Annotated in this window: 24 protein-coding genes; 21 read left to right on the top strand and 3 right to left on the bottom strand. The window is 69.3% G+C overall.

Features of this window, described 5'->3' with window-relative positions; genetic code table 11:
• The first annotated feature begins 201 nt into the window (after window positions 1–201).
• The 10 genes from CFB81_RS14935 to CFB81_RS14890 all read left to right on the top strand — a co-directional run bounded on the left by CFB81_RS14935 (window position 202) and on the right by CFB81_RS14890 (window position 9,260).
• Window positions 202–1,326 (top strand): ABC transporter permease, encoded by a 1,125-nt coding sequence (locus tag CFB81_RS14935; RefSeq protein ID WP_069620203.1) that lies wholly within the window; start codon window positions 202–204, stop codon window positions 1,324–1,326.
• Complete coding sequence (locus tag CFB81_RS14930; protein WP_069620204.1) at window positions 1,323–2,237, top strand: ABC transporter ATP-binding protein; 915 nt, start codon at window positions 1,323–1,325, stop codon at window positions 2,235–2,237. Before CFB81_RS14935 ends, CFB81_RS14930 begins: the two co-directional genes overlap by 4 nt.
• 17 nt (window positions 2,238–2,254) lie before the next feature.
• The gene (locus CFB81_RS14925; RefSeq protein WP_069620205.1) at window positions 2,255–3,184 is read left to right on the top strand and encodes an MlaD family protein; all 930 of its coding nucleotides are present in this window, start codon (window positions 2,255–2,257) and stop codon (window positions 3,182–3,184) included.
• Between the two features lie 38 nt (window positions 3,185–3,222).
• Entirely contained in the window at window positions 3,223–3,846 is a 624-nt protein-coding gene (locus CFB81_RS14920) for an ABC-type transport auxiliary lipoprotein family protein (protein WP_089435854.1), read from the top strand.
• Window positions 3,847–3,877: 31 nt separating this feature from the next.
• Window positions 3,878–5,029: a VanZ family protein gene (locus tag CFB81_RS14915; protein ID WP_069620206.1), complete on the top strand. Its 1,152-nt coding sequence runs from the start codon at window positions 3,878–3,880 to the stop codon at window positions 5,027–5,029.
• A 154-nt stretch (window positions 5,030–5,183) separates the two neighbouring features.
• A complete protein-coding gene (locus tag CFB81_RS14910; protein WP_069620207.1) occupies window positions 5,184–5,501 on the top strand; it encodes a ferredoxin in 318 nt (105 codons plus the stop codon).
• 13 nt (window positions 5,502–5,514) lie between these two features.
• The gene (locus CFB81_RS14905; protein ID WP_069620208.1) at window positions 5,515–6,159 is read left to right on the top strand and encodes an alpha/beta hydrolase; all 645 of its coding nucleotides are present in this window, start codon (window positions 5,515–5,517) and stop codon (window positions 6,157–6,159) included.
• 507 nt (window positions 6,160–6,666) lie between these two features.
• Entirely contained in the window at window positions 6,667–7,977 is a 1,311-nt protein-coding gene (locus CFB81_RS14900) for a D-alanyl-D-alanine carboxypeptidase family protein (protein WP_069620209.1), read from the top strand.
• 48 nt (window positions 7,978–8,025) lie between these two features.
• Window positions 8,026–8,952, top strand: a complete 927-nt coding sequence (locus CFB81_RS14895) for a D-amino acid aminotransferase (protein WP_069620210.1) — start codon at window positions 8,026–8,028, stop codon at window positions 8,950–8,952.
• On the top strand, window positions 8,952–9,260 hold the full coding sequence (locus CFB81_RS14890) for a YbeD family protein (protein WP_011546305.1): 309 nt from the start codon (window positions 8,952–8,954) through the stop codon (window positions 9,258–9,260). Before CFB81_RS14895 ends, CFB81_RS14890 begins: the two co-directional genes overlap by 1 nt.
• A gap of 21 nt (window positions 9,261–9,281) precedes the next feature.
• Here the strand turns inward: CFB81_RS14890 and CFB81_RS14885 are convergent, their stop codons facing one another.
• A complete protein-coding gene (locus CFB81_RS14885) occupies window positions 9,282–10,271 on the bottom strand; it encodes a transcriptional regulator GcvA (protein ID WP_069620211.1) in 990 nt (329 codons plus the stop codon).
• A 102-nt stretch (window positions 10,272–10,373) separates the two neighbouring features.
• On the opposite strand from CFB81_RS14885, the gene CFB81_RS14880 reads away from it, so the two are divergent.
• The 6 genes from CFB81_RS14880 to CFB81_RS14855 all read left to right on the top strand — a co-directional run bounded on the left by CFB81_RS14880 (window position 10,374) and on the right by CFB81_RS14855 (window position 15,606).
• Entirely contained in the window at window positions 10,374–10,700 is a 327-nt protein-coding gene (locus CFB81_RS14880) for a DUF2917 domain-containing protein (protein WP_089435853.1), read from the top strand.
• 84 nt (window positions 10,701–10,784) lie between these two features.
• Window positions 10,785–11,540: a lipoyl(octanoyl) transferase LipB gene (lipB, locus tag CFB81_RS14875; protein ID WP_089435685.1), complete on the top strand. Its 756-nt coding sequence runs from the start codon at window positions 10,785–10,787 to the stop codon at window positions 11,538–11,540.
• Window positions 11,533–12,525, top strand: a complete 993-nt coding sequence (lipA, locus tag CFB81_RS14870; RefSeq protein ID WP_006477693.1) for a lipoyl synthase — start codon at window positions 11,533–11,535, stop codon at window positions 12,523–12,525. Before lipB ends, lipA begins: the two co-directional genes overlap by 8 nt.
• 261 nt (window positions 12,526–12,786) lie before the next feature.
• Complete coding sequence (gene tauA / locus CFB81_RS14865; RefSeq protein ID WP_089435684.1) at window positions 12,787–13,803, top strand: taurine ABC transporter substrate-binding protein; 1,017 nt, start codon at window positions 12,787–12,789, stop codon at window positions 13,801–13,803.
• Between the two features lie 40 nt (window positions 13,804–13,843).
• The gene (locus CFB81_RS14860) at window positions 13,844–14,641 is read left to right on the top strand and encodes a taurine ABC transporter ATP-binding protein (protein WP_089435683.1); all 798 of its coding nucleotides are present in this window, start codon (window positions 13,844–13,846) and stop codon (window positions 14,639–14,641) included.
• The gene (locus CFB81_RS14855) at window positions 14,641–15,606 is read left to right on the top strand and encodes an ABC transporter permease subunit (protein WP_069620215.1); all 966 of its coding nucleotides are present in this window, start codon (window positions 14,641–14,643) and stop codon (window positions 15,604–15,606) included. The genes CFB81_RS14860 and CFB81_RS14855 overlap by 1 nt, the downstream gene beginning before the upstream one ends.
• Window positions 15,607–15,662: 56 nt before the next feature.
• Here CFB81_RS14855 and ggt read toward each other — a convergent pair whose 3' ends face one another.
• Together ggt and CFB81_RS14845 are read right to left on the bottom strand one after the other, a co-directional pair.
• Window positions 15,663–17,537, bottom strand: coding sequence for a gamma-glutamyltransferase (gene ggt, locus CFB81_RS14850; RefSeq protein WP_089435682.1), 1,875 nt, complete (start codon window positions 17,535–17,537; stop codon window positions 15,663–15,665).
• Window positions 17,538–17,626: 89 nt separating this feature from the next.
• Window positions 17,627–18,589 (bottom strand): LysR family transcriptional regulator, encoded by a 963-nt coding sequence (locus CFB81_RS14845; RefSeq protein WP_069620217.1) that lies wholly within the window; start codon window positions 18,587–18,589, stop codon window positions 17,627–17,629.
• A 260-nt stretch (window positions 18,590–18,849) separates the two neighbouring features.
• On the opposite strand from CFB81_RS14845, the gene CFB81_RS14840 reads away from it, so the two are divergent.
• The 5 genes from CFB81_RS14840 to CFB81_RS14820 all read left to right on the top strand — a co-directional run bounded on the left by CFB81_RS14840 (window position 18,850) and on the right by CFB81_RS14820 (window position 25,154).
• Window positions 18,850–20,985 carry a 3-hydroxyacyl-CoA dehydrogenase NAD-binding domain-containing protein gene (locus CFB81_RS14840; protein ID WP_089435681.1) on the top strand — a complete coding sequence of 712 codons (2,136 nt, stop codon included), beginning with the start codon at window positions 18,850–18,852 and terminating at the stop codon, window positions 20,983–20,985.
• A 29-nt stretch (window positions 20,986–21,014) separates the two neighbouring features.
• On the top strand, window positions 21,015–22,211 hold the full coding sequence (locus tag CFB81_RS14835; protein ID WP_089435680.1) for an acyl-CoA dehydrogenase family protein: 1,197 nt from the start codon (window positions 21,015–21,017) through the stop codon (window positions 22,209–22,211).
• Window positions 22,212–22,224: 13 nt separating this feature from the next.
• Window positions 22,225–23,370, top strand: coding sequence for an acyl-CoA dehydrogenase family protein (locus CFB81_RS14830; RefSeq protein WP_089435679.1), 1,146 nt, complete (start codon window positions 22,225–22,227; stop codon window positions 23,368–23,370).
• Window positions 23,371–23,400: 30 nt separating this feature from the next.
• A complete protein-coding gene (locus CFB81_RS14825) occupies window positions 23,401–24,606 on the top strand; it encodes a CaiB/BaiF CoA-transferase family protein (RefSeq protein ID WP_069620221.1) in 1,206 nt (401 codons plus the stop codon).
• Between the two features lie 242 nt (window positions 24,607–24,848).
• Window positions 24,849–25,154, top strand: coding sequence for a DUF485 domain-containing protein (locus tag CFB81_RS14820; protein ID WP_069620222.1), 306 nt, complete (start codon window positions 24,849–24,851; stop codon window positions 25,152–25,154).
• Window positions 25,155–25,157: the final 3 nt, after the last annotated feature.

Raw genomic sequence — 25,157 nt, 5'->3', positions numbered from 1 at the left:
AAACGTGACGGAACAATGAAAGGTCGCGACGCCGGCCGCTGGCCGAGGCCCGCGGCGGTTTCGGGCCGGTCCCGGCCGGCCCACCCGGCCCGGTGCCGCGGCTGCGCGCCCGAGCTCGCCGTCCGCACCGTAATCCTCACGTCGCGGCGCCGGACGGTTCGCTACAATGGCCGCTGTCATCCTTTTGCAAACAACCCGCCCTTGGACTTCGAGACTCCTCCCGGCCTGTCGGTCGACGCCGGCGGCCAGGGCCAGACGGTGCGCCTGACCGGCCAGTGGACCGCGCTGTCGCTCGCGCGCAACCGCGGCGCCGTGGCGCGCCGCATCGCGACGATCGCCGCCGGGCGCGTGAGCGAGTGGGATCTGTCCGGCATCGAGCGGCTCGACCACGTCGGCGGCCAGGCGCTGTGGCGCGTGTGGGGCCGCAAGCTGCCGGCCGGCGTCGCGCTGAGCGCCACGCAGCGCACGATCTTCGAGCGCATCGAACGGCTCGACAGCCAGCGCGAGGCGCCCGAGCGCATCGTGCGGTTCGATCCCGTCACGCGGCTCGGCCAGGCGATCTTCGCGTTCGGCGAACACCTGCAGGGCGGCATCGCGATGTTCGGCCTCGTGATCCTCGATGCGCTGTCGGTGTTGCGCCGCCCGCGGACGATGCCGTGGAAGGAAACCTCGGCGAACATCTACAGCGCCGGCGCGCAGGCGCTGCCGATCACCGCGCTCGTCGCGTTCCTGATCGGCATCGTGCTCAGCTACCTGTCCGCGCAGCAGTTGCAGATGTTCGGCGCGAACCGCTATATCGTGAACATCCTCGGGCTGTCGGTGATCCGCGAGCTCGGCCCCGTACTGTCGGCGATCCTGGTCGCGGGCCGCTCGGGCTCGGCGATTACCGCGCAGATCGGCGTGATGCGCGTGACCGAGGAGCTCGACGCGATGCGCGTGATGGGCATCCCGCACGGGCTGCGGCTGATCCTGCCGCGCGTGCTCGCGCTCGGCGTCGCGATGCCGCTGCTCGTGATGTGGACCAACATCATCGCGCTGACGGGCGGCGCGCTCGCCGCGAAGCTGGTGCTCGGCATCGACATCAACTATTTCGTGCGCTCGCTGCCGGGCGTCGTGCCGATCGCGAACCTGTACATCGGCGTCGGCAAGGGCGTCGTGTTCGGCATGCTGATCGCGCTGGTCGCGTGCCATTTCGGCTTCCGGATCAAGGCGAACTCGCAGAGCCTCGGCGAAGGCACGACCACGTCGGTCGTGTCGTCGATCACGGTCGTGATCCTCGCCGACGCGGTGTTCGCGATCCTGTTCCAGAACGTGGGGCTCGGATGAGCGCATCGAACGAAACGACCGCGCATGCCGCGGCGATCGGCGCCGGGTCGCTCGGCGCCCGGCCGGACGCGGCCGCCGATGCCGGCGACCTCGTGATCGAGGTGCGCAACCTGACCAAGCGCTACGGGCGCAACATCGTTCACCAGAAGCTCGACTTCGACGTGCGGCGCGGCGAGATCGTGTCGATCGTCGGCGGGTCGGGCTCCGGGAAGACGACGCTCGTGCGCCAGATCCTCGGCCTCGAACGGCCGACGTCGGGCACGATCAAGGTGTTCGGGGAGGATACGGCGACGATCGACGACGCGAGCGCGCGGATGATGCGCACGCGTTCGGGAATGCTGTTCCAGCAGGGCGCGCTGTTCTCGTCGATGACGGTGTTCGACAACGTCGCGCAGCCGCTGCGCGAGCTCGGCCGCGTGCCGCCGGACCTGCTGCACGACATCGTGATGCTGAAACTCGAGATGGTCGGGCTGCCGTGCAAGCACGCGTCGAAGATGCCGGCCGCGCTGTCGGGCGGGATGGTGAAGCGGGTTGGCATCGCGCGCGCGATCGCGCTCGAGCCCGAGCTGCTGTTCCTCGACGAGCCGACGGCCGGCCTCGATCCGCAGGCGTCCGACGAATTCGTCGAGCTGATCGCGACGCTGCACCGCACGCTCGGTCTGACCGTCGTGATGGTGACGCACGACCTCGACACGATGGTCGCGCTGTCGACGCGCGTCGCGGTGCTGGCCGACCGCAAGGTGCTGGTCGCGGCGCCTGTCGAGGAGGCCGCGAACGTCGACCATCCGTTCATCCACGAATATTTCCTGGGGCTGCGCGGGCGCCGCGCATTGCAGGCGCTGCCGCCCGAGCGGCGCGCGAAGCTGCCGAAGGCGGCCCTCGAACCGGCGCTGTCGAGCGTCGAGCTGTAGAAGCAAGGAACCCGCGAATGGAAAACAAATCACATGCGTTCTGGGCCGGCCTGTTCACGATCGCGCTGACGCTCGCGATCGCGGGCACCGTGTTCTGGTTCAACGTCGACCGCACCGTGCGCGTGCCGTACGACCTGCTCGCGCGCACCAACGTGACCGGGCTGTTCCCGGACGCGGCCGTGCGCTTTCGCGGCCTCGACGTCGGCAAGGTGCAGTCGATCGGCTTCGATCGCACGCATCCGGGCCAGATCCGGATCCGCATTCTCGTCGATCACGACGCGCCGATCACGCAGTCGACCTACGGCAGCCTCGGCTTCCAGGGCGTGACCGGCATCGCGTTCGTGCAGCTCGAGGATACGGGGCGCGATCTGTCGCCGCTGCCGTCGTCGCCGAAGGCGATCGCGCAGATCCCGATGCGGCCGAGCCTGTTCGACCAGATCCAGGAGCGCGGCGACGTGCTGCTGCGGCAACTCGAACTGGCCGCGAAGAGCGCGAACGCGCTGATGTCGCCCGAGATGCGCGAGCAGTTGCGCGCGACCGCCGAAAGCCTGCAGCACGCGGCCGACGGCGCCGCGACGCTGACGAAGCAGCTCGGCCCGGCCGTCACCGCGCTGCCGGAAACGATGCACGAGGTGAACCGCGCGATGGCGTCGGCGAACACGCTGCTGCAGCCGAACGGGCCGCTCGTGTCGAACCTGAACAAGGCCGGCACGGCCGCCGAGCAGGTCGGCGTCGCGCTGAACGGCCTCAACGCGCGCGTGCAGTACGACACGCTGCCGCGCTTCAACGCGCTGGCCGATAGCGTCGGCGATGCATCCCGGCAATTGAAGGACGTTGCCGGTGAACTCGGCCGCAATCCGCGCAGTCTGTTGTTCGGCTCGCCCGGCGCGGCGCCGGGGCCGGGCGAAGCGGGCTTCGTCTGGCCGGGTGCGACGGCCGCGCACTGACGCCTATCGAAACCGGAAACCTCATGCAGGAATACGCCATGCCACGAATTCTTGACCGCGCGCTGCGCCCGGCCGCGGGCGCACTTGCCGTACTGACGCTCGCACTGGCGGCCGGCTGCGCCGGCAACGACGCGGTGTTGTCGAACATCCGCTACGACCTCGGGCCCGCGTCGTCGGTGGCGACCACCGGGTCGGGCCCCGCGCTGAAGGTGCTCGACGTCGCCGCGCCGGATGCGCTCGACTCGGACAAGTTCGCGTACCGGCTCGCGTACGCCGATGCGCAGCACGTGGCCGTCTATCGCGACAGCCGCTGGACCGCGCCGCCCGCGCAACTGCTCACGCAGCGGCTGCGCGGCGCGCTGTCGTCGCGCGGGACGGTGCTCGAAGGCGCCGACGGCGTGCGCGCGCCGACGCTCAAGGTCGACCTGAGCGAATTCGAGCAGGTCTTCGACGGCCAGTCGCAAAGCCACGGCGCGGTGACCGCGCGCGCGACGCTGATGCAGGACGGCAAGGTGCTTGGCCAGCGCACGTTCGTCGCGCGCGCGCCGTCGAGCACGCCCGACGCGGCCGGCGGCGCGCGTGCGCTCGCGGCGGCCAGCGACGAACTCGTGTCGCAGATCGCCGCGTGGGTCGGCGTGCAGGCGTACGCGGGCACGCCGTGACGGCCGACGTGCATCCGCGCTTGCATCCGCGATGAACGTGCCGGGCACGCATCGCGCGTCACCGCTCGCGCGGCAGGCGTTTGCCGCTTACGCGGCGCTGATCGTCTATGCGTCGCTGTATCCGTTCGAAGGCTGGCTGTCGCTCGGCATCGGTCCGTTCGATTACCTGTTCGCGCCGATGCAGCGCTACGTGACCGCGTTCGACGTGGCCACGAACGTGCTCGGCTACCTGCCGTTCGGCGCGCTCGGCGTGCTGGCGCTGCACCCGCGCTGGCGCGGCGTGGCCGCGACGCTGATCGCCGGCGGGCTCGGCGTGCTGCTGTCGGGCACGATGGAAGCGCTGCAGACCTACCTGCCGACGCGTGTCGCGTCGAATCTCGACCTCGGCGCCAACGCGCTCGGCGCGCTACTGGGCGCGGCGCTTGCCGCGCCGGCCACCGGCGCGCTGCTCGACCGCGGCGCGCTGCGCCGGCTGCGCTTCGCGTGGCTGGAGGCCGACGGTTCGACGCCGCTGCTGCTGGCCGCGCTGTGGCCGTTCGCGATCGTGTTTCCGTCGCCGTTCCTGTTCGGTATCGGCGACTGGCCGGCCGCGCTGTGGGAGCGCGCCGACGCGTCGATGCAGGACGCGTTGCTCGCGTGGCTGCCGGCCGCGTGGCGCGTCAGCGAATGGCCCGAGCGGGTCGACGGCTGGCTGTCCGATTCCGCGTGGGAGGCCGTGCTGGGCGGGCTGATGCTGTTCGCCGCGTTGACGATCGCGTCGCTCGCGATGCGCCCGCGCGCGCCGCGCATCCGGCTGTTGATCGCGCTGGTGGTCGCCACGCTGGTGCTGAAGGCGGCCGCGACGTACATGCAGTCGACCACCGGCCTCGTCGTCGTATGGGCGACGCCCGGCGCGAGGCTCGGCATCGAGCTCGGTTTCGCGGCGGCGCTCGTCGCCTTGCGCGTGCCGGCGACGTGGCGCGCGATGCTCGCGGCGCTCGCGCTGCTGGCCGGCGTCGCGCTCGTGAACCTGCTGCCGGTCAACCCGTTCTTCGACTTCACGCTGTCGGGCTGGCGGCAGGGCCGCTACGTGCACTTCAACAGCATCGCGCGCTGGCTCGCGTGGATCTGGCCCTACGCGGCGCTGATCTGGCTCGGCCAGCGCGTCGAGCACGCGTGGCTGCCGGCCGCGCTGCGCCGCTGACGCGGCAGCCCGGGCCGTGCGGCGGCGGCCGTGCCGCGGGCAGCCGCGTGCGCCGCTCGCTATAATCGTCCGCATCCTCCGTTGCCGCCCCGCGCAACGGCAATTCATCGCCGCTCTTTCCGCACGGCCTCGCGCCGGGCCGCTCGTCACCATCATGGATTCCTACTACCAGCACCACGTCTTCTTCTGCCTGAACCAGCGCGAACCGGGCGCCGAGCGCCCGAGCTGCGCGCAATGCAATGCGCAGACCATGCAGGAATACGCGAAAAAGCGCGTGAAGGAGCTCGGTCTCGCGGGGCCCGGCAAGGTGCGCATCAACAAGGCCGGCTGCCTCGATCGCTGCGAGGAAGGGCCGGTGATGGTCGTGTATCCGGAAGGCACGTGGTACACGTACGTCGACCAGGCCGACATCGACGAGATCGTCGAGTCGCACCTGCGCGACGGCAAGGTCGTCGACCGCCTGAAGATCTGAGCGGGCCGGCCGAATGAACGTTCATACGCAGAAATCGCTGATCGCGGGCCCGATCGGCCAGATCGAAATCGCGGTCGACCTGCCCGACGCCGTGCGCGAAGGTGGCGCCGCGCCGCGCGGCATCGCGCTCGTCGCGCATCCGCACCCGCTGTTCGGCGGCACGATGGACAACAAGGTCGCGCAGACGCTCGCGCGCACGCTCGTGCAACTGAACTACGTCGTCTACCGGTCGAACTTCCGTGGCGTCGGCGCGACCGAAGGCGTGCACGACAATGGCACGGGCGAGGCGGACGACCTGCTCGCGGTGCTCGCGCACATGCGCGCGCAGCCCGCGTATGCGGACCTGCCGCTCGTGCTCGCGGGCTTCTCGTTCGGCACCTTCGTGCTGTCGCACGTCGCGAAGCGCCTGCGCGACGCGGGCGAAGCGATCGAGCGGATGGTGTTCGTCGGCACGGCCGCGAGCCGCTGGCAGGTGGCCGACGTGCCCGAGAACACGCTCGTGATCCACGGCGAAACCGACGATACGGTGCCGATCGCGTCGGTGTACGACTGGGCGCGGCCGCAGGAGCTGCCGGTCGTCGTGATCCCCGGCGCCGAGCATTTCCTCCATCGCAAGCTGCACGTGCTGAAGCGCATCATCGTCGACGCGTGGCGCTAGTCCGCATGCGGCCGCCGGCGTAAGCGCCGGCGGCCGTGTCGCGCACCGGCGCCGGCCGGACGATGCGCGACCCTTCCCGAAGCTTCATGCGACATCGCGCCGCCCCACGCGGCGCGCCGCGTGCCGCACGGCGGCGCAACCCGGCTTGCACGCCGCCTGCGCACACCTTTCGCGCGGCTTCGAGCACGCATGCTCGCCGCATTCCCGTGCCATGCTCCCGCAACGGGGTTGCGGACGTCCGCTGCCCGGTTCGCGAAAACGCCGTTCGCGGCCACGTATAATGGCCGCATTTCGCGTTGCCCGCGGCCCGGCTGGGCCCATGCGGCGCTCGTTTCGCCGCCTGTCCGCCCGCTCGCGACGGCCGCGAACCGAACGCGCCCGCACGAGTCCAACCGGCGCGTTTCGCGTCGCCCGACGGTGTCGGGCGAATGCCCGACACGCCCGCCGCCTTGCCGTTCAACCCTGCGCGTTTCGCACCGCACTTTCTGCCATCAGCCTGAATCGATCATGCGTCTGTCTTCCCAAGGCCTCAAGTCCCTCGCTTCCTCCATCGCCTTCAGCACCGCCGCGCGCAACGTCGCGCTCGGCGTGATGCTGCCCGTCGCGCTCGCATCGACGATCGTCGTCGCCGAGGCGAAGCCGGCCGCCAAGGCCAAGGCCGCGCATGCGGCGCCGGCCGCCGAGCAGTTCACCGGCGCGCCCGCGACCTACATGCCGGGCGCGGTGCCGCCGCCGGGCGTGAACGCGCGCTCGTGGGTGCTCGTCGACGCGACGAGCAACACGGTGCTCGCATCGGGCAATGCGGACGAACGCGTCGAGCCGGCGTCGCTGACGAAGCTGATGACGGCCTACCTCGTGTTCGAGGCACTCGACAAGAAGAAGATCTCGATGGAGCAGATCGTCACGCCGAGCGAAGCCGTGCGCCGCGTCGGCCGCGACGAGTCGCGCATGTTCATCGAGGCGAACAAGCCGGTGTCCGTGCACGACCTCGTGTACGGGATGATCATCCAGTCGGGCAACGACGCCGCGATCGCGCTGGCCGAACTGGTCGGCGGCAGCGAAGGGCAGTTCGTCACGCTGATGAACGACGAGGCGGCGCGCCTCGGCATGAAGGGCACGCACTTCGCCGACGTGAACGGCATGCCCGACCCGAACCACTACACGACGGCCGGCGATCTCGCGAAGCTGTCGGCCCACCTGATCCGCGATTTTCCGCAGTACTACGGCATCTTCTCGGAGAAGGAATTCAAGTACAACAACATCCGCCAGGGGAACCGCAACCGTCTGTTGTGGCTCGACCCGACGGTCGACGGCCTGAAGACGGGCCACACGCAGGCGGCCGGCTACTGCCTGATCGCGTCGGCGAAGCGCGCGATCCCGGGCGTCGACGGCCAGCGCCGCCTCGTGTCGGTGATGATGGGCGAGCAGAAGGAAAGCGACCGTACGCAGGACAGCATGAAGATGCTGAACTACGGCTACAGCGCGTTCGATTCGGTGCGCCTGTTCAAGGGCGGCCAGGCGATCTCGACGCCGCGCGTCTACAAGGGCAAGGACAACACCGTGCAGGTCGGCGTGAAGGGCGACCAGTGGGCGACCGTGCCGCGCGGCCTCGGCGACAAGGTCAAGACCGAGGTCGACGTCAACGCGCCGCTGATCGCGCCGCTCGCGCAAGGCCAGCAGGTCGGCACCGTGAAGATCGTCGCCGACGGCAAGACGCTGTCCGAATTCCCGGTCGTCGCGCTGCAGGCGGTGCCGGAAGCGGGTATCTTCGGACGTATCTGGGACTCGATCCTGCTGATGTTCAGCAAGAAAAAGTAAGCACGACGGGCCTTTGTTTTCACGACTTCATCCCCATCTGTCAAAGCTATGAGCCAAGCCGAATTCGAACCGATCGTCTACCTCAGCGTCTCGGCGCAGGAGGAACTGGTGCCGCTGTCCGAAGCCCGTGTGCCGGTGCTCGACCGCGGGTTCATCTTCGGCGACGGCGTGTATGAAGTCGTCCCCGTGTATGCGCACGACGGCGCGCACGTGCCGTTCCGGATCGAACAGCATCTCGACCGGCTCGCGCGCAGCCTGAAGAAGATCGGCATCGACGACCCGCACGATGCGGCCGGCTGGCGCGCGCTGATCGAGCGGGTCGTCGCGGCGAACGCGGAAGGCCTCGCCGACGGCAACGCGCTCGTCTACCTGCAGGTGACGCGCGGCGTCGCGAAGCGCGGTCACGCGTTCCCGGCGAACGCGGTGCCGACGGTGTTCGCGATGACGACCCCGCTGCGCCTGCCGTCCGAAGCGGAGCGCGCGAAGGGCGTGCGCTGCGTGACGGCCGAGGATCGCCGCTGGCTGCATTGCGACATCAAGTCGATCTCGCTGCTCGGCAACGTGTTGATGGCGCAGCATGCGGCCGAACGCGACGCGTTTGAGACGATCCAACTGCGCGACGACAACGTGACCGAAGGCTCGTCGTCGAACGTGTGGATCGTGAAGAACGGCGAACTGTTCGCGCCGCCGCGCAGCAACAAGATCCTCGAAGGGATCCGCTACGCGCTGGTCGAGCAGCTGGCCGAAGAATGCGGGATCCGGTTCGTCGCGCGCGAGATCAGCGAGGTCGAGCTGCGTACGGCCGACGAGATCATGCTGACGTCGGCCACCAAGGAAATCCTGCCCGTTACGTCGCTCGACGATCTGCCCGTGCAGGGCGGCAAGCCGGGCCCTGTGTTCGCGGCGCTCTACGACGCGTACCAGCGTGCGAAGGCACGCGAGTTTGAACAGTTTGACCTAACCCGGAGAAAATGATGAGCGAACCGACCAAAACCGTCGAGGTGACCGGCGCGATCGAGACCCGGAAGGAGTCGCTGCTGGAGTTTCCGTGCGATTTCCCGATCAAGATCATGGGCAAGGCGCACCCCGAATTCAAGGACACGATCTTCAAGGTCGTCGCCGTTCACGACAACGAGATCGACGTCGAGAAGATCGAGGAGCGTGCATCGAGCGGCGGCAATTACACGGGCCTCACGATCACCGTGCGCGCGACGAGCCAGGAACAGCTCGACAACATCTATCGCGCACTGACCGGCCATCCGATGGTCAAGGTCGTCCTTTAACGCCCGTTCCGGCGTCCGGGGTCAGCGCAAACGGCCGCTGATCCCTTTCCATCCTCCTTCCCGCGCGCACTCGGCGGGGCATTTCCCCGCCGCGCGCCGCGCGTCCAGCTCGTCGCACAGCCGCTTGTATTCGGCGACTTCCTCGAACAGCCAGGTGCGGAACGCCTGCACGCGCGGCGTGTTCAAGAGCGGCGGCGGACACACGAAAAAATAGTGCCACGGGCTCGGCCCGTCGATGTCGAACAGGCGCACGATGCGCCCGTCGAGCAGGTCGTGCACCGCGAGCGAGCGGCGCACCAGCGCGATGCCCTGGCCCTCGATCGCGGCCAGCAGCAGGTTCGACGAATCCTGGTACAGAATCCCCCGTTTCGGCTCGGTCAGCGTGTCGAGCCCGGCCGCGTCGAACCACGGCCGCCATAGCTCGTCGTCCGAACGCAGCAGCGGGTAGTGCGCGAGATCGGCGGGCGTCTGCGGCAGCTTGCCGCCGTTCAGCGTCGGCGCGCACGCCGGAAAGAACACCTCCTCGAACAGCGGCTCCACGTGCAGCCCCGGATAGCTGCCGAAGCCGAAGCGGATCGCGAGATCGACGTCGTCGCGCGCGAAATCGGTGAGCGAGTTGGTCGACTGCAGCTCGACGTCGATTTCCGGATGCCGCTCGATGAACGTGCCGATGCGCGGCGTGATGAAGCGCGCGGCGAACGACGACAGCATCGACACGACCAGCCGCCGGTCGCGGTCGCTCGCGCGCACGTCGCGCGTCGCGTCGGCGATCACCATCAGCGCGGTGCGGATCTGCTGTGCGTAGCGCATGCCGGCGTCGGTCAGGCACAGCCGCTTGCCGTTGCGCGTGAACAGCTGCACGCCGAGCTCTTCCTCGAGCGCGCGCACCTGGTGGCTGACCGCGCCGTGCGTGACGAACAGCTCGTCGGCGGCGCGCGAGAAGTTCTCGTGGCGGGCGGCGGCTTCGAACGCGCGAATCGCGTTCAGCGCCGGCAGCTGGCGGAGGTCCATTTGCTAATTTTCCTCACATCGACGTGAAAATTGGTCGTTTGGTCGGACACCTTCAAGTGACTAGGATTGTAGTCATCGAAGCACTTATTGGCGGAGTCGATCATGCAAGAAATCTCTTCAAGCATCACCTTCGAAATTCCCCCGGGCGAGACCGTGCCGATGAAGGTGCAGCGCAGCACGCGGCTGGTCGTCCAGTGCGGGCCGGTCTGGGCGACGCGCAGCAACGACGTCGACGACTACTTCCTGGCCGACGGCGAGACGCTGAAGCTGCGCCGCGGCGAGCGGCTGTGGCTCAGCGCGGAAGGCCGCGAGGGCGCACGCGTCGCGTTCTCGGTGTCGCGGCCGCCGCGGGAAGTCGCGCTCGGCGGGCTGTCCCGGCTGCGCGAACGCGTCAACGCGCTGCTGCACGACGGCTGGCGCACCGTCTGACCATCGTTTCATCCGACGGATACCGGCGATCCGTCCCCGTCCTAAGGCCGGCGAGACCCACGGGTTTTCGGTAAACTACCGCCCATGTCCGTTTCGCCGGTTTCCATCGTGTCCACGCCTGTCGCCGTTTCCGCATCGCCCGCCGGACTCCCGGCTCAGCCGGCCCAGCCGGTTACCGTGCGGTGGCGGGGCCGCGAGGCGTACGAGGCAAGCTTCGACGCGATGCGCGCGTTCACCGACACGCGCACGGCCGACACCGGCGACGAGCTCTGGGTGGTCGAGCATCCGCCCGTCTACACGCTCGGCCAGGCCGGCGACCCCGCGCACCTGCTGGTGGCCGACAGCGGCGTGCCGCTCGTGAAGGTCGACCGCGGCGGACAGATCACTTACCACGGCCCCGGCCAGATCGTCGTCTACCTGCTGCTGGACCTGCGCCGGCGCAAGCTGATGGTGCGCACGCTCGTGACGAAGATCGAGGAGGCCGTGATCGAAACCCTCGCGGCGTATAATCTCGCTTCGGTCCGCAAGGCGGGCGCGCCCGGGATCTACGTGGCATCCGGCGTGCACGAGGGCGCGAAAATCGCGGCCCTCGGCCTGAAGATCCGTAACGGCTGCAGCTATCACGGGCTGAGCCTGAACGTGAAGATGGATCTGCGCCCGTTTCTCGCGATCAACCCGTGCGGCTATGCCGGACTGGAAACCGTCGACATGGCGAGCCTCGGGGTTGCCGCCGACTGGAACGACGTCGCCCACACGCTGGTGAGCCGTCTGATCGCCAACCTCGACGGCGCATCCGCGGCCGCCGACAAGCCGCACGCACTGGAACAATCGAATGACTGACGTTACCGCTTCTCCCGCACCGGCCGATACGGCCGCGACCCCTGCCTACGATCCGACCGCCAAGCAGAAGGCGCAGGCGAAGACGGCGCGCATCCCGATCAAGGTCATTCCGATCGAAAAGCTGAAGAAGCCGGAGTGGATCCGCGTGAAGGCGGCCACCGGCAGCTCGCGTTTCAACGAGATCAAGACGATCCTGCGCGAGCACAACCTGCATACCGTGTGCGAGGAAGCGAGCTGCCCGAACATCGGCGAATGCTTCGGCAAGGGCACCGCGACGTTCATGATCATGGGCGACAAGTGCACGCGCCGCTGCCCGTTCTGCGACGTCGGCCACGGCCGTCCCGATCCGCTCGACGCGGATGAGCCGAAGAACCTCGCGCGCACGATCGCCGCGCTCAAGCTCAAGTACGTGGTGATCACGAGCGTGGATCGCGACGACCTGCGCGACGGCGGCGCCGCCCACTTCGTCGAGTGCATCCGCGAAACGCGTGCACAGTCGCCGGACACGCGCATCGAGATCCTGACGCCGGACTTCCGCGGCCGTCTCGACCGCGCGATCTCGATCCTGAACGCCGCGCCGCCCGACGTGATGAACCACAACCTCGAAACGGTGCCGCGCCTGTACAAGGAAGCGCGCCCGGGTTCGGACTACGCGCACTCGCTGAAGCTGCTGAAGGACTTCAAGGCGCTGCATCCGGACGTCGCGACGAAGTCGGGCCTGATGGTCGGCCTCGGCGAGACCGAAGAGGAAATCCTGCAGGTGATGCGCGACCTGCGCGCGCACGACGTCGACATGCTGACGATCGGCCAGTACCTGCAGCCGTCGGAGCACCACCTGCCGGTGCGCGCTTACGTGCATCCGGATACGTTCAAGATGTACGAGGAAGAGGCGTACAAGATGGGCTTCACGCACGCGGCCGTCGGCGCGATGGTGCGCTCGAGCTATCACGCCGATCTGCAGGCGCATGGGGCGGGGGTGGTCTGAGCGCTCGCGCTCGCCTGCATCTGCAGCAGTCTCGAGCAGTCGAAAAAAGCCCGCAGCGATGCGGGCTTTTTCGTTGGCGCGGCGATGATCCGCGCATGCGCACGCCAATCGTCACCCGACCGGACGCGCAATCCGGTCGAGCATGAAAAGCAAAGCTGAAACGGCATCGATAGCTTCGCAGGATAAGTTCGCTCCCGCCGCGCGCAAAGCCCGTAAAGTCGGCTCTCCCGCAGCAATGCCCGCATTCCGAAGGAGAGCCGCATGTCCCGTTTCAGCTTCATCCGCCGCGCCGTCGTCGCGCTGACCGCCTTTGCCGCGCTGGGCGCGGCGCACGCCGAATCGCGCGAAGTCGTGATCGCGTACCAGGACATGGTCGTGCCGTGGCGCTACGCGCAGGCGAGCGGTGAAGTCGAAAAGGCGACCGGCTACAAGGTCACCTTCCGCAAGCTCGACAGCGGCGCCGACGTGATCCGCGCGCTCGCGTCGGGCTCCGTGCAGCTCGGCGAAGCCGGCTCGAGCCCGATCGCGGCCGGGCTGTCGCAGGGGCTCGACATCTCGCTGTTCTGGGTGCTCGACAACATCAACGACGCCGAGGCGCTCGTCGCGCGCAACGGCTCGGGCGTCACGAACGTCGCCGGGCTGAAGGGCAAGAAGATCGGCGTGCCGTTCGTGTCGACGTCGCACTTCCATACGCTCGTCGCGCTGCAGGCAGCGGGCGTCAATCCGAACGACGTGAAGATCGTCAACCTGCGTCCGCCCGAAGTCGCGGCTGCGTGGGCGCGCGGCGACATCGACGCGACCTACATCTGGGATCCGGTGCTCGCGAAGGTCAAGCAGTCGGGCACCGTGCTCACGACGTCGGGCCAGGTTGCGAAGGAAAGCGGCAAGTCGACCTTCGACGGCTTCGTCGTGAGCCGCAAGTTCGCGCGCGAGAACCCCGAGTTCGTCACGCGCTTCGTGAAGGTGCTCGCGGCGGCGGACGCCGACTACCGCGCGCACGCTGCCGCGTGGAAGGTCGGCTCGCCGCAGGTCGCGGCGGTCGCGAAGGTGTCCGGCGCGAACGCGCAGGACGTGCCGGCCAGCCTCGCGCTCTATGCATTCCCGACGGCGGCCGAACAGGCATCGCCGACGTGGCTCGGCGGCGGCGCGCAATCGGGCGCCGCGAAGTCGCTCGCGGCCACGGCTGCATTCCTCAAGTCGCAAGGCACGATCCAGACGGTGCTCGCCGACTATTCGGCCGGCGTCGATCCGCAGTTCGTGCAGAAGGCCGCGCGCTGAGCGCGGCCGGTTAGCCCTTTCGTCGCGGAGCCCTTCGATCATGAGCACGCTGGAAGTCCGTCAGGTATCGGTCGCCTATCCGGGCGAGCGCGGCAGGCCGACGACGCAGGCGCTCGCGCGCGTCGACCTGCGCATCGAGTCCGGTGAATTCGTCGTCGCGCTCGGTGCGTCCGGGTGCGGGAAGACGACGCTGCTGAACTGCATGGCCGGCTTCGTCGCGCCGACGACCGGCGACGTGTGCGTCGACGGCGTGCCGGTCACGGGCCCCGGCGCCGATCGCGGCGTCGTGTTCCAGAAATACGCGTTGCTGCCGTGGCTCGACGTGCTCGATAACGTCGCGCTCGGGCTGCGCTTCGCGCGCGTGTCGAAAGCCGAACGCGAAGCGCGTGCGAAAGAGATGCTCGCGCTCGTCGGCCTCGAGCGCCATGCGCATGCGCGCGTGTATGAACTCTCCGGCGGGATGCAGCAGCGCGTCGGCATCGCGCGCGCGCTCGCGAGCGACCCGCGCGTGCTGCTGATGGACGAGCCGATGGGTGCGCTCGACGCGATGACGCGCGGCACGATGCAGGCGCTCGTGCTCGACGTGTGGGCGCGCACCGGCAAGACGGTGTTCTTCATCACGCACGACGTCGAGGAGGCGTTGTTCCTCGCGACGCGTCTCGTCGTGATGACGCCGGGCCCCGGCCGCATTGCCGAAACCTTCGAGCTGCCGTTCGCGCGCCGCTACGTCGAATCGCGCGACGCGCGCGCGGTGAAATCGTCGCCGGATTTCATCGCGTGGCGCGAGCGGCTGATCGCGTATCTGCATCGCGACGAGGCGGTCGCGGAGCCGGCGTGATGCACGAGTTCGCGCGGCAGGGCGCGTCCGTCGGGCGCGGCCGCATCAGCACATTGCACAGGCAGGACGACATGAGCACGCAGGATTCTTGGGCGGCCGATCGAGCGGCCGCGGGCTTCGGGCCGGACGGACGCGATACGCAGCGGCGCGACGTACCGCGTCCGGCGCGCGCCTCGCATCGCTACCGGTTGCCGGGGCAGGGGAGGACGGCCGGGCTCAGCGCGGCGACGGTCGCGGCGCTGGCCGTGCTGTGGTGGGTCGCGACGCATCTGCAGTGGCTGCCGCCATTGTTCCTGCCCGCGCCGGAAGCGGTGTGGACCGCGTTCGTCGATGCGTGGCACGGCCGCATCCAGGGCGGCCTGCCGTTGTCCGATCATCTGTTGTGGAGCGCTGCCCGCGTGTTCGGTGCGTTCGCGCTCGCGACCGCGATCGGCGTGCCGGCCGGCATCCTGATGGGCGTGAGCCGCATCGCACGCGGCGTGCTCGATCCGCTGCTGGAGTTCTATCGGCCGCTGCCGCCGCTCGCGTATCTGCCGCTCGTCGTGATCTGGTTCGGCATCGACGAGACGGCGAAGCTCGTCGTGATCTTCCTCGCGTGCTTCGCGCCGATCGCGATGGCCGCGCGCGCCGGCGTGCGTGCGGCGACGGTCGAGCAGATCAACGCCGCGTATTCGCTCGGCGGCAGCTTCGCGCAGATCGTGCGCCACGTGGTGCTGCCGGCCGCGCTGCCGGAAATCCTCACCGGGCTGCGGATCGCGATCGGCTTCGGCTGGACGACGCTCGTCGCGGCCGAGATGGTCGCCGCGACAGCCGGGCTCGGGCAGATGGTGCTCAACGCATCGAGCTTCCTGCGCACCGACATCGTCGTGATGGGCATCCTGCTCATCGGCGCGATCGCGTGGCTGTTCGATCTGGCGATGCGCTGGGTCGAGCGGCGGGTGGTGCCGTGGAAGGGGCGCGGCTGACGTCATGCTGACGGCACGGGCGACGAGCACGTACGCGCCGCCCATGCCTGCCGCGCTCAATCCCCCATCGCCACGCCTTCCCGCCGCGGATCGGCCCCGCCGAACCACACCGTCTGCCCCTGCACGTTCAGCCGCTGGATTCCCTGCAGCCCCGAGTTCATCTCGACGACCTGCACGTCGTGCCCGCGGCCCTTCAGCCCGTCGGCGAGCGCGTCCGATACGCGGCCGCGTTCGAGCTGCGTCGGCCCGTTCATCGACCCGAAATTCGGCAGCGCGATCGCCTGCTGCATCGTCATCCCCCAGTCGAGCACGCCGACCAGCGTCTTCGCGACGTGATTGATGATCGCGGGGCCGCCGGCCGAACCGACGATCATCGTCACCTGCTTCGTCTTCTTGTCGAACACGAGTTCCGGCGACATCGCCGAGCGCGGGCGCTTGCCGGGCTGCACGCGGTTCGCGACCGGTCGGCCGTTGTCGGTCGACGCGAACGAGAAATCGGTGAGCTGGTTGTTCAGCATGAAGCCGCGCACCATCAGCCGCGAGCCGAACGCATCCTCGACGCTGGTCGTCATCGACAGCGCCTGCCCGTAGCGGTCGACGATCGCGATGTCGGACGTCGACGGCAATTCGGGGCTGCGGTCGTCGGCCAGCGCGAGCGTCGCGCCTTGCGGCGTGCCGGCCTGCGCGACGCCCATGCTGGTGTCGCCGATCAGCCGCGCGCGCTGCGCGAGATAGGTCTTGTCGGTGAGGCTCGCCCAGTTGCCGCCGGGCAGCGGCACGAAATCGGGATCGGCCACGTAGCGTGCGCGGTCCGCATACGCGAGACGTCCGGCTTCGCTGAACAGGTGGGCGGCGAACGGCGTCGGCTCGTAGCCGACCGCGTTGCGCACCGGCTTCTGCGCGCCGATCTGCTGCCAGTCGGGCATCGCCTCGAGCATGCCGAGCATCTGCGCGATCGCGAGGCCGCCGGACGACGGCGGCGGCATCCCGCACACGACCGAGCGCCGGTAGTCGGCGCACAGCGGCGCGCGCACCTTCGGCTGGTAGCGCGCGAGATCCTGCAGCGACAGCAGCCCCGGGTTGGTCGGATGCTTGCGCACCTTCGCGACGATGTCGCGCGCGATCGCGCCGCTGTAGAACGCGTTCGCGCCGCGGTCGGCGACCTGGCGCAGCACGGTCGCGAGCGCCGGGTTCTTCAGCACCGTGCCGGCGGTTTTCGGCGTGCCGTCGGCGTTGTAGAAGTACGCGCGGGCGGCCGGGTCGTTGTTCAGGTACTTGTCGTTCGCGATCAGCATCGCCAGGCGCGGGCTGATCGTGAAGCCGCGCTCGGCGAGCCGGATGGCCGGCTGGAACAGCCGGCGCCACGGCAGCTTGCCGTGCGCGCGGTGCGCGGCGTCGAGCATGCGCAGCACGCCCGGCGTGCCGACCGAGCGCCCGCCGACGACGCCTTCGTAGAAGCCCATCGGCTGGCCGGTCGGCCCGTAGAAGAGGCGCTCGGTCGCGGCGGCCGGCGCGGTTTCGCGGCCGTCGTACGCCTGCGTCGTCTTGCCGTCGAAGTACAGCATGAACGCGCCGCCGCCGATGCCCGACGATTGCGGCTCGACGAGCGCGAGCACCATCTGCGTCGCGATGGCCGCGTCGATCGCGGTGCCGCCCGCCTTCAGCATGTCGTAGCCGGCCTGCGTCGCGAGCGGGTTCGCGGCCGCGATCATGAAGTGCTGCGAGGTCCAGCCCGGCTTGTCGGCCCACCCCGACGACAGTTCGGGCGCGTGAACGCCGGGCAGCGGGACGGCCGCGCCCGATGCGGCGGCGACCGGGACGACGGCGCCCGACGGCGCGGACGGGGACGTGCAGCCGGCGTTGAACGCGACGAGCGCGACGGCGGCGAGCAGCGTCCAGGGACGCGAATGCGGACGAATCCGGTCGAACATTGAACCCTCGGCAGCAGTGAATTCGAAGGAGACGGCGGCGTCGATGTTGACGTCGGCGCGGGCGCAACGGCGTTGCCCGCCCCGGCGCGCTATTGTCGCCGTGCGCCCGGCGGCTTGTCATCCGACAGGAAACCCTGACGCATCCCGCCGGGCCCGCCCCGGCCGGTCTTTCCGGCCTGTTCGAGGATGAACTCTATGAACGTCGACGTCGCGCGCGTGTGGTGGCGGTTCGGCATGTAGAGCATGTACATGTGGGTGCCGAAGATGCTCAGCCGGTACGCATCGAGCGACGTGACGACGGCGCCGTGCCGCAGGTCGTCCTGCATCACGTAGTCGGGCACGATGCCGACGCCGATCCCCGCGAGGATCGCCTGGCGCAGGAACAGGAAGTTCTCCGAAATCAGCGTCGGTTCGAGCAGCACCTCGTGGCGCTCGTCGCCGAGATACGCGGCGATCCGCAACTGCCGGCCCAGCACCGTCGCGGTGACGACCGGCGCGGCGGCCAGCGCGCCGAGGCTCGCGGGCATCCCGTGCGCGGCCGCGAACGCGGGCGACGCGCATGCGATGTAGCGCACCGCGCCCATGTCGCGCGCGACGAGGTTCTGCGGCGGCTCGGACATCACGCGGATCGCGATGTCGACTTCGTCGCGCATCAGGTCTTCCACGCGATTCTCGAACACCACGTCGAGCACGATGCCCGGATGCAGCCGCTTGAACGCGAGCAGCCAGTCGGACATCACCATCTGCCCGTAGCCGCTCGGCACCGACAGCCGCACGCGGCCCTGCAGGTCCTGGCCGAGCGTCGTCACCGATTCCTGCGCGGCGAGCAGTTCGTTGCGGATGCGCCGGCCGTGCTCGTACAGCTTCAGCCCGATCTCGGTCGGCTCCATGCGCCGCGTCGTGCGCCGCACGAGCTGCTGCCCGATCGAGCGTTCGAGCTGGTTCAACCGGTAGCTGACGTTCGCCCGGCTCATCTTGAGCCGCTGCGCGGCCTTGCTGAGATTGCCGGCGTCGAGGATCTCGACGAGCAGCGTCAGCGCGTTCAGGTCCATGCGGAGTGTCTCCTGATCCGTCCCGTTTCCCGCTCCGAAACGGTCGGGAACGGTCCGAAAGCATTCAGTGTCAAGTCAGACTTGACAGCTTGTAAAGGCCTGCGGGAATTGTCAATGAATCTCGACCAATCGAGAATCGCGTCATACCCGGCAACCATGCCGGACCGTTGCCCGCGCCGCCTGGACCGGCTCGCGCACCGGCGCTGCGGGCCGGCCCGACCGGTGTGGGCCGCCCGGCGCACCGCACCACTGGAGACACGATGAATTCCACCGCTTCCCCCGCCAGCCCGACGGCCGGCACCGTCACGCGCGAACGGCGCGACAAGGTGCTCGTCGTCATGATCGACCATCCGCCCGTCAACGCGCTGTCCGCCGACGTGCGGCGCGGTCTCGCCGACGCGATCGACGCCGCGCAGGCCGACGACGCGATCCGCGCGGTGCTGATCGTCGGCGCCGGCCGCAACTTCATCGCGGGCGCCGACATCCGCGAATTCGGCAAGCCGCCCGTGCCGCCGTCGCTGCCCGACGTGTGCGAGCGGATCGAATCGGGCGCGAAGCCGGTCGTGGTCGCGCTGCACGGCGCGACGCTCGGCGGCGGCCTCGAGGTCGCGCTCGCCGCGCATTACCGGCTCGCGGTGCCCGGCGCGAAGCTCGGGCTGCCCGAAGTGACGCTGGGCCTGCTGCCCGGCGCGGGCGGCACGCAGCGCGCGCCGCGCCTGATCGGCGCGAAGGCCGCGCTCGACCTGATGCTGACCGGCCGCCATGCGAGCGCGGAGGAAGCGCTCGCGCTCGGCCTCGTCGATCGCATCGCGCACAGCGACGACACGCTCGCCGAAGGGCTCGCCTATGCGCAGGAACTCGTGTCGCTCGGCGCGCCGGTACGCCGCACGCGCGACGCGCAGGGCCTGGCCGATCGCGCGGCCGCGCAGGCCGCGATCGACGCGGCGCGCGCGGAATTGCCGAAGAAGTCGCGCGGCCTCTTCTCGCCGGCGAAGATCGTCGACGCGGTCGAGGCCGCGCTCACGCAGTCGTTCGACGCGGGGATGAAGTTCGAACGCAGCCTGTTCCTGCAGTGCCTCGACAGCCCGCAGCGCGCGGGCCTCGTGCATGCGTTCTTCGCGGAACGCGAAGCGGCGAAGGCGCCCGAGGCGCGGCGCGCGAGCGCGCGGCCGGTCGAGCGGATCGGCGTGGTCGGCGGCGGCACGATGGGCGCGGGCATCGCGGTCGCGGCGCTCGACGCCGGGTTGCCGGTGACGATGATCGAGCGCGACGACGCGTCGCTCGCGCGCGGCCGGGCGCACGTCGAGAAGGTGTACGACGGCCTCGTCGCGAAAGGGCGGATGACGCCGGCCGCGCACGCGGCGCGGCTCGCGCGCTTCAAGGGCAGCACGTCGTACGACGCGCTCGCGCAGGCCGACGTCGTGATCGAAGCCGTGTTCGAGGACATGGCCGTGAAGCAGGCGGTGTTCGCCGAACTCGCCCGCGTGTGCAAGCCGGGCGCGGTGCTCGCGACCAATACGTCGTATCTCGACATCGACGCACTTGCCGCGAGCATCGACCGGCCGGCCGACGTGATCGGCCTGCATTTCTTCTCGCCGGCCAACGTGATGAAGCTGCTTGAGATCGTCGTGCCGAAGCGCGCGAGCCCGGACGTCGTCGCGACCGCGTTCGCACTGGCGAAGCAACTGAAGAAGACGCCGGTGCGCGCGGGCGTGTGCGACGGCTTCATCGGCAACCGGATCCTCGCCGTCTATCGGACGGCTGCCGACTACCTGATGGAAGACGGCGCGTCGCCGTACCAGATCGATCGCGCGGTGCGCGAGTTCGGCTTCCCGATGGGCCCGTTCCAGGTGGTCGATCTCGCGGGCGGCGACATCGGCTGGGCGACCCGCAAGCGCCGCGCGGCGACGCGCGATCCGAACGCGCGCTACGTGGAGATTTCCGACCGGCTGTGCGAGCGCGGCTGGTTCGGGCAGAAGACCGGCCGCGGCTACTACCTGTATCCGGACGGCGCGCGCGTCGGCACGCCCGATCCGGAAGTCGACGCGATCGTCGCGGAAGAACGCGCGAAGAAGGGCGTCACGCCGCGCACGTTCACCGATGAAGACATCCTGCGCCGCTATCTCGCCGCGATGATCAACGAAGGCGCGAACGTCGTGCACGAGAAGATCGCGCTGCGCCCGCTCGACGTCGATGCGGTGTTCCTGTACGGCTACGGCTTCCCGCGCTATCGCGGCGGCCCGATGCACTACGCGGACACGGTCGGCCTCGCGAACGTGCTCGCCGATATCCGCTCATTCGCAAAGGACGATCCGCTGTTCTGGAAGCCGTCGCCGCTGCTCGTCGATCTCGTCGCGCGCGGCGCGGATTTCGCGAGCCTGAACCGCATCGACTGAACGCCCACCGCATTCGCAACGGACCCACGATGGACCTCGATTTCACTCCCGAAGAGGAAGCGTTCCGCACGGAAGTGCAACGCTTCCTGCAAGCCGAACTGCCCGAGCGCACCGCGCGCAAGGTGAAGGGCGGCCTGCACCTGACGCGCGACGACATGCGCGAATGGCATGCGACACTCAACGCGCGCGGCTGGCTCGCGAGCCACTGGCCGCGCGAATACGGCGGCCCCGGCTGGAGCGTCGCGCAGAAGTTCCTGTTCGACAACGAATGCGCGCTCGCCGGCGCGCCGCGCATCGTGCCGTTCGGCGTGAACATGCTCGGCCCCGTGCTGATCAAGTACGGCAGCGAAGCGCAGAAGCGCCGCTGGCTGCCGCGCATTCTCGACGGTACCGACTGGTGGTGCCAGGGTTATTCGGAGCCGGGCGCCGGCTCCGATCTCGCGGCGGTGAAGACGAGCGCGGTGCGCGATGGCGATCACTACGTCGTGAACGGCCAGAAGACGTGGACCACGCTCGGCCACTACGCGAACATGATCTTCTGCCTCGTGCGCACCGCGATGGACGTACGCAAGCAGGAAGGCATCAGCTTTCTGCTGATCGACATGAACACGCCGGGCGTCGAGGTCCGCCCGATCATCACGCTCGACGGGGAGCACGAGGTGAACGAGGTGTTCTTCACCGACGTGCGCGTGCCGGTGGAAAACCTGGTCGGCGAAGAGAACCGCGGCTGGACCTACGCGAAATACCTGCTCACGTACGAGCGCACCAACATCGCCGGAATCGGCTTCTCGACCGCCGCGCTCGACCGGCTGCGCGCGGTGGCCGCGAAGGTCACGAAGAACGGCCGGCCGCTTGCCGACGATCCGTTCTTCGCCGCGCGGCTCGCCCGTGTCGAGATCGAACTCGAAAACATGCGCACGACCAACCTGCGCGTGCTGGCCGCGGTCGCGGGCGGCGGCGTGCCGGGCGCGGAAAGCTCGATGCTGAAGATCCGCGGCACGCAGATCCGCCAGGAGATCACCGCGCTGATGCGGCGCGCGATGGGGCCGTACGCGCAGCCGTTCGTCGAGGAGGCGCTCGATGCCGATTACGACGGCGAACCGGTCGGCCTCGACGAAGCCGCGAGCGCCGCGCAGCAGTACTTCAACAACCGCAAGCTGTCGATCTTCGGCGGCTCGAACGAGATCCAGAAGAACATCATCGCGAAGATGATGCTCGGGCTGTAAGAGGGACGCGACGATGGATTTCCAGCACACAGAAGACCGCCGGATGCTGGCGGACACGTTGAACCGCTTCATCGCCGAACAGTACGCGTTCCCGGTGCGCGACCGCATCGCGCAGTCGGCCGAAGGCTTCGACCGCGCGATGTGGCGGCGCTTCGCCGAACTCGGCACGGTCGGCGCGCTGTTCGCCGAAGCCGACGGCGGCTTCGGCGGCGCGGGCTTCGACATCGCCGTGGTGTTCGAATGCCTCGGGCGCGGGCTCGTCGTCGAGCCGTTCCTCGGCGCGCTGCTCGCAGGCCGGGCGCTCGCGCTCGCCGGCGGCGATGCGCATCGCGACCGGCTCGCCGCGCTGATCGACGGCAGCGCGAGCGCCGCGTTCGCGCACGACGAACCGGGCTCGCATTACGAACTGACGACGGTGCGCACGCGCGCCGAACGTTCGGGCGACGGCTGGGTGCTGACGGGCGCGAAGGGCGTCGTCGACCAGGCCGCGCAGGCGGCGTTCTTCGTCGTCAGTGCGCGCGTGTCGGGCAACGACGACGACGCGGCCGGCATCGGCCTGTTCGTCGTGCCGGCCGATGCGCCGGGCGTGTCGCTGCGCGATTACAGGAAGATCGACGGCGGCCGCGCGGCCGAAGTGCGCTTCGAGCGCGTCGCGCTGCCGGCCGATGCCGCGCTCGGCGCGCCGGATGCGCACGACGGCGAAGCGGGCGCCGCGCTGCTCGAACGCGTGCTCGGCTACGGGCTGCTCGCGCTGTCGGCGGAAGCGCTCGGCGCGATGGACGTCGCAAAGGCGCACACGCTCGACTATCTGCGCACGCGCAAGCAGTTCGGGTTGCCGCTCGGCAGCTTCCAGGCGCTGCAGCACCGGATGGCCGACCTGCTGCTCGAAGTCGAGCAGGCGCGTTCGGCGGTGATCAACGCGGCCGCGCAGCTCGATGCGCCGCGTGCGGTGCGCGAGCGCGCGCTCGCGGCGGCGAAATACAGCATCGGCCGGATTGGCACGCTGGTCGCCGAGGAGAGCATCCAGCTGCACGGCGGGATCGGGATGACGTGGGAGCTGCCGCTGTCGCATTACGCGAAGCGGCTCGTGATGATCGATCACCAGCTCGGCGACGAGGATCACCATCTCGCGCGCTACATCGCGCTGTCGAAACAATAAAGTCGAACGACGCGAATGGAGGAGACAAGGATGACGAACGAATCGTGCGCGTTGCCGCTCGCCGGCGTGAAGGTGCTCGATTTCTCGCGCGTGCTCGCAGGCCCGTGGTGCGCGATGGTGCTTGCCGATTTCGGCGCGGAAGTGATCAAGGTCGAGCATCCGGCGCGCGGCGACGATACGCGCGACTGGGGGCTGCGGATCGGCGACACCGAGACCACCTATTTCAACAGCGTGAATCGCAGCAAGCGGTCGATCTGCGTCGACCTGCAGACGGAAGCCGGCCAGCGCATCGCGCGCGAGCTGGCCGCGCAGGCCGACGTGGTGCTCCACAACTTCAAGTGCGGCGGCGCGGAGAAGCTCGGGCTCGGCTACGACGCGCTGGCCGAACTGAATCCGCGCCTCGTGCATTGCGCGATTTCCGGCTACGACCGCTCGGGCCCGGAGGCCGCGCGGCCCGGCTACGACCTCGTCGTCCAAGGCGAAGCAGGGCTGATGGCGCTGAATGGCGAGGCCGGCCAGCCGCCGTTGAAATTCGGCGTCGCGGCGGTCGACCTGTTCACCGGCATGTATTCGGCGCAGGCGATCCTCGCCGCGTTGTACGAGCGCCAGGCGACCGGGCGCGGGCGGCGCATCGAGATGGCGCTGTTCGACTGCGGGCTGATGATCACCGCGTACTACGGGCTCGACGCGCTGCTGATGGGCGAGGACCCGCCGCGCTACGGCAACGCGCATCCGTCGATCGTGCCGTACGGCGTGTTCGACGCGGCCGACGGCCCGCTCGTGATCACGGTCGGCAACAACACGCAGTTCGCACGCTTTTGCGACGCGATCGGGCGGCCCGATCTCGCGGCCGACGAACGCTACAGGACCAACCTCGGCCGCTCGGAGAATCGTGCCGACCTGCTGCCCGAGATTCGTCGCGAACTCGCGCGCCGGTCGCGCGCGACGCTGCTGGCGGCGCTCGCCGATGCGGGCATTCCGTGCGGCGAAGTGCTCGGATTGCACGAAGCGCTGACGTCCGAACGCGCGACCCGCGCCGGGCTCGTCACGCGGCAGCCGCATCCGGTCGCGGGCGGCGTCGACGTGCTCGCGCCGCCGTACCGCTTCGACGGCGCGCGGCTGCCGGTGCGCGGCGCGCCGCCGGTGCTCGGCGCCGATACGGCGGCGGTGCTCGGTGGCTGGCTCGGGATGTCGGCGGAGGACGTCGCGCGGCTGCGGGCGGATCGCGTCGTGTAGATCGCTTGTTCCGCCGCGGCGCGGGCGGTGAGTCGACGCGCGCCGACCATTCCACACTACATCGCTCGCCATGACGAGCCGGCTTGCCCTGCGGGGACCTGAGCATGCGCTGAAGCGCCAACTCCGGTCGACCGCAAAGCATGGGACCAGAGTAAGCGCTAAAGCGCTAACTCTGGTCGACCGCAAAGCATGGGACCAGAGTAAGCGCTGAAGCGCTAACTCTGGTCGACACAGGAGACACCATGGAGCTTTCCGTCATCGAATCGGTCACGGCGCGCCGCGACTACCAGCAACTCGTGCGGGCGCGGCGCCGCTTCAGCTTCACGCTGACCGCGCTGATGATCGCCACGTACTACGGCTTCATCCTGCTCGTCGCGCTCGCGCCGCACGTGCTCGCCGCGCCGCTGTACCGCGGCGCGACAACGACGGTCGGGATCGCCGCGGGCGTCGCGATCATCCTGGTCGCGATCGGCCTGACCGCGTGCTACGTGCTGCGCGCGAACCGTGCGTTCGACCGCCGCGTCGACGCGATCCTGCAACGTCCGTGACGG

The sequence above is a fragment of the Burkholderia sp. AU28863 genome (assembly GCF_002223195.1).
Taxonomy (GTDB): Bacteria; Pseudomonadota; Gammaproteobacteria; order Burkholderiales; family Burkholderiaceae; genus Burkholderia; species Burkholderia sola.
Note: the sequence above shows the minus strand (reverse complement) of the source record. Positions and strands in the feature narration are given on the sequence as shown.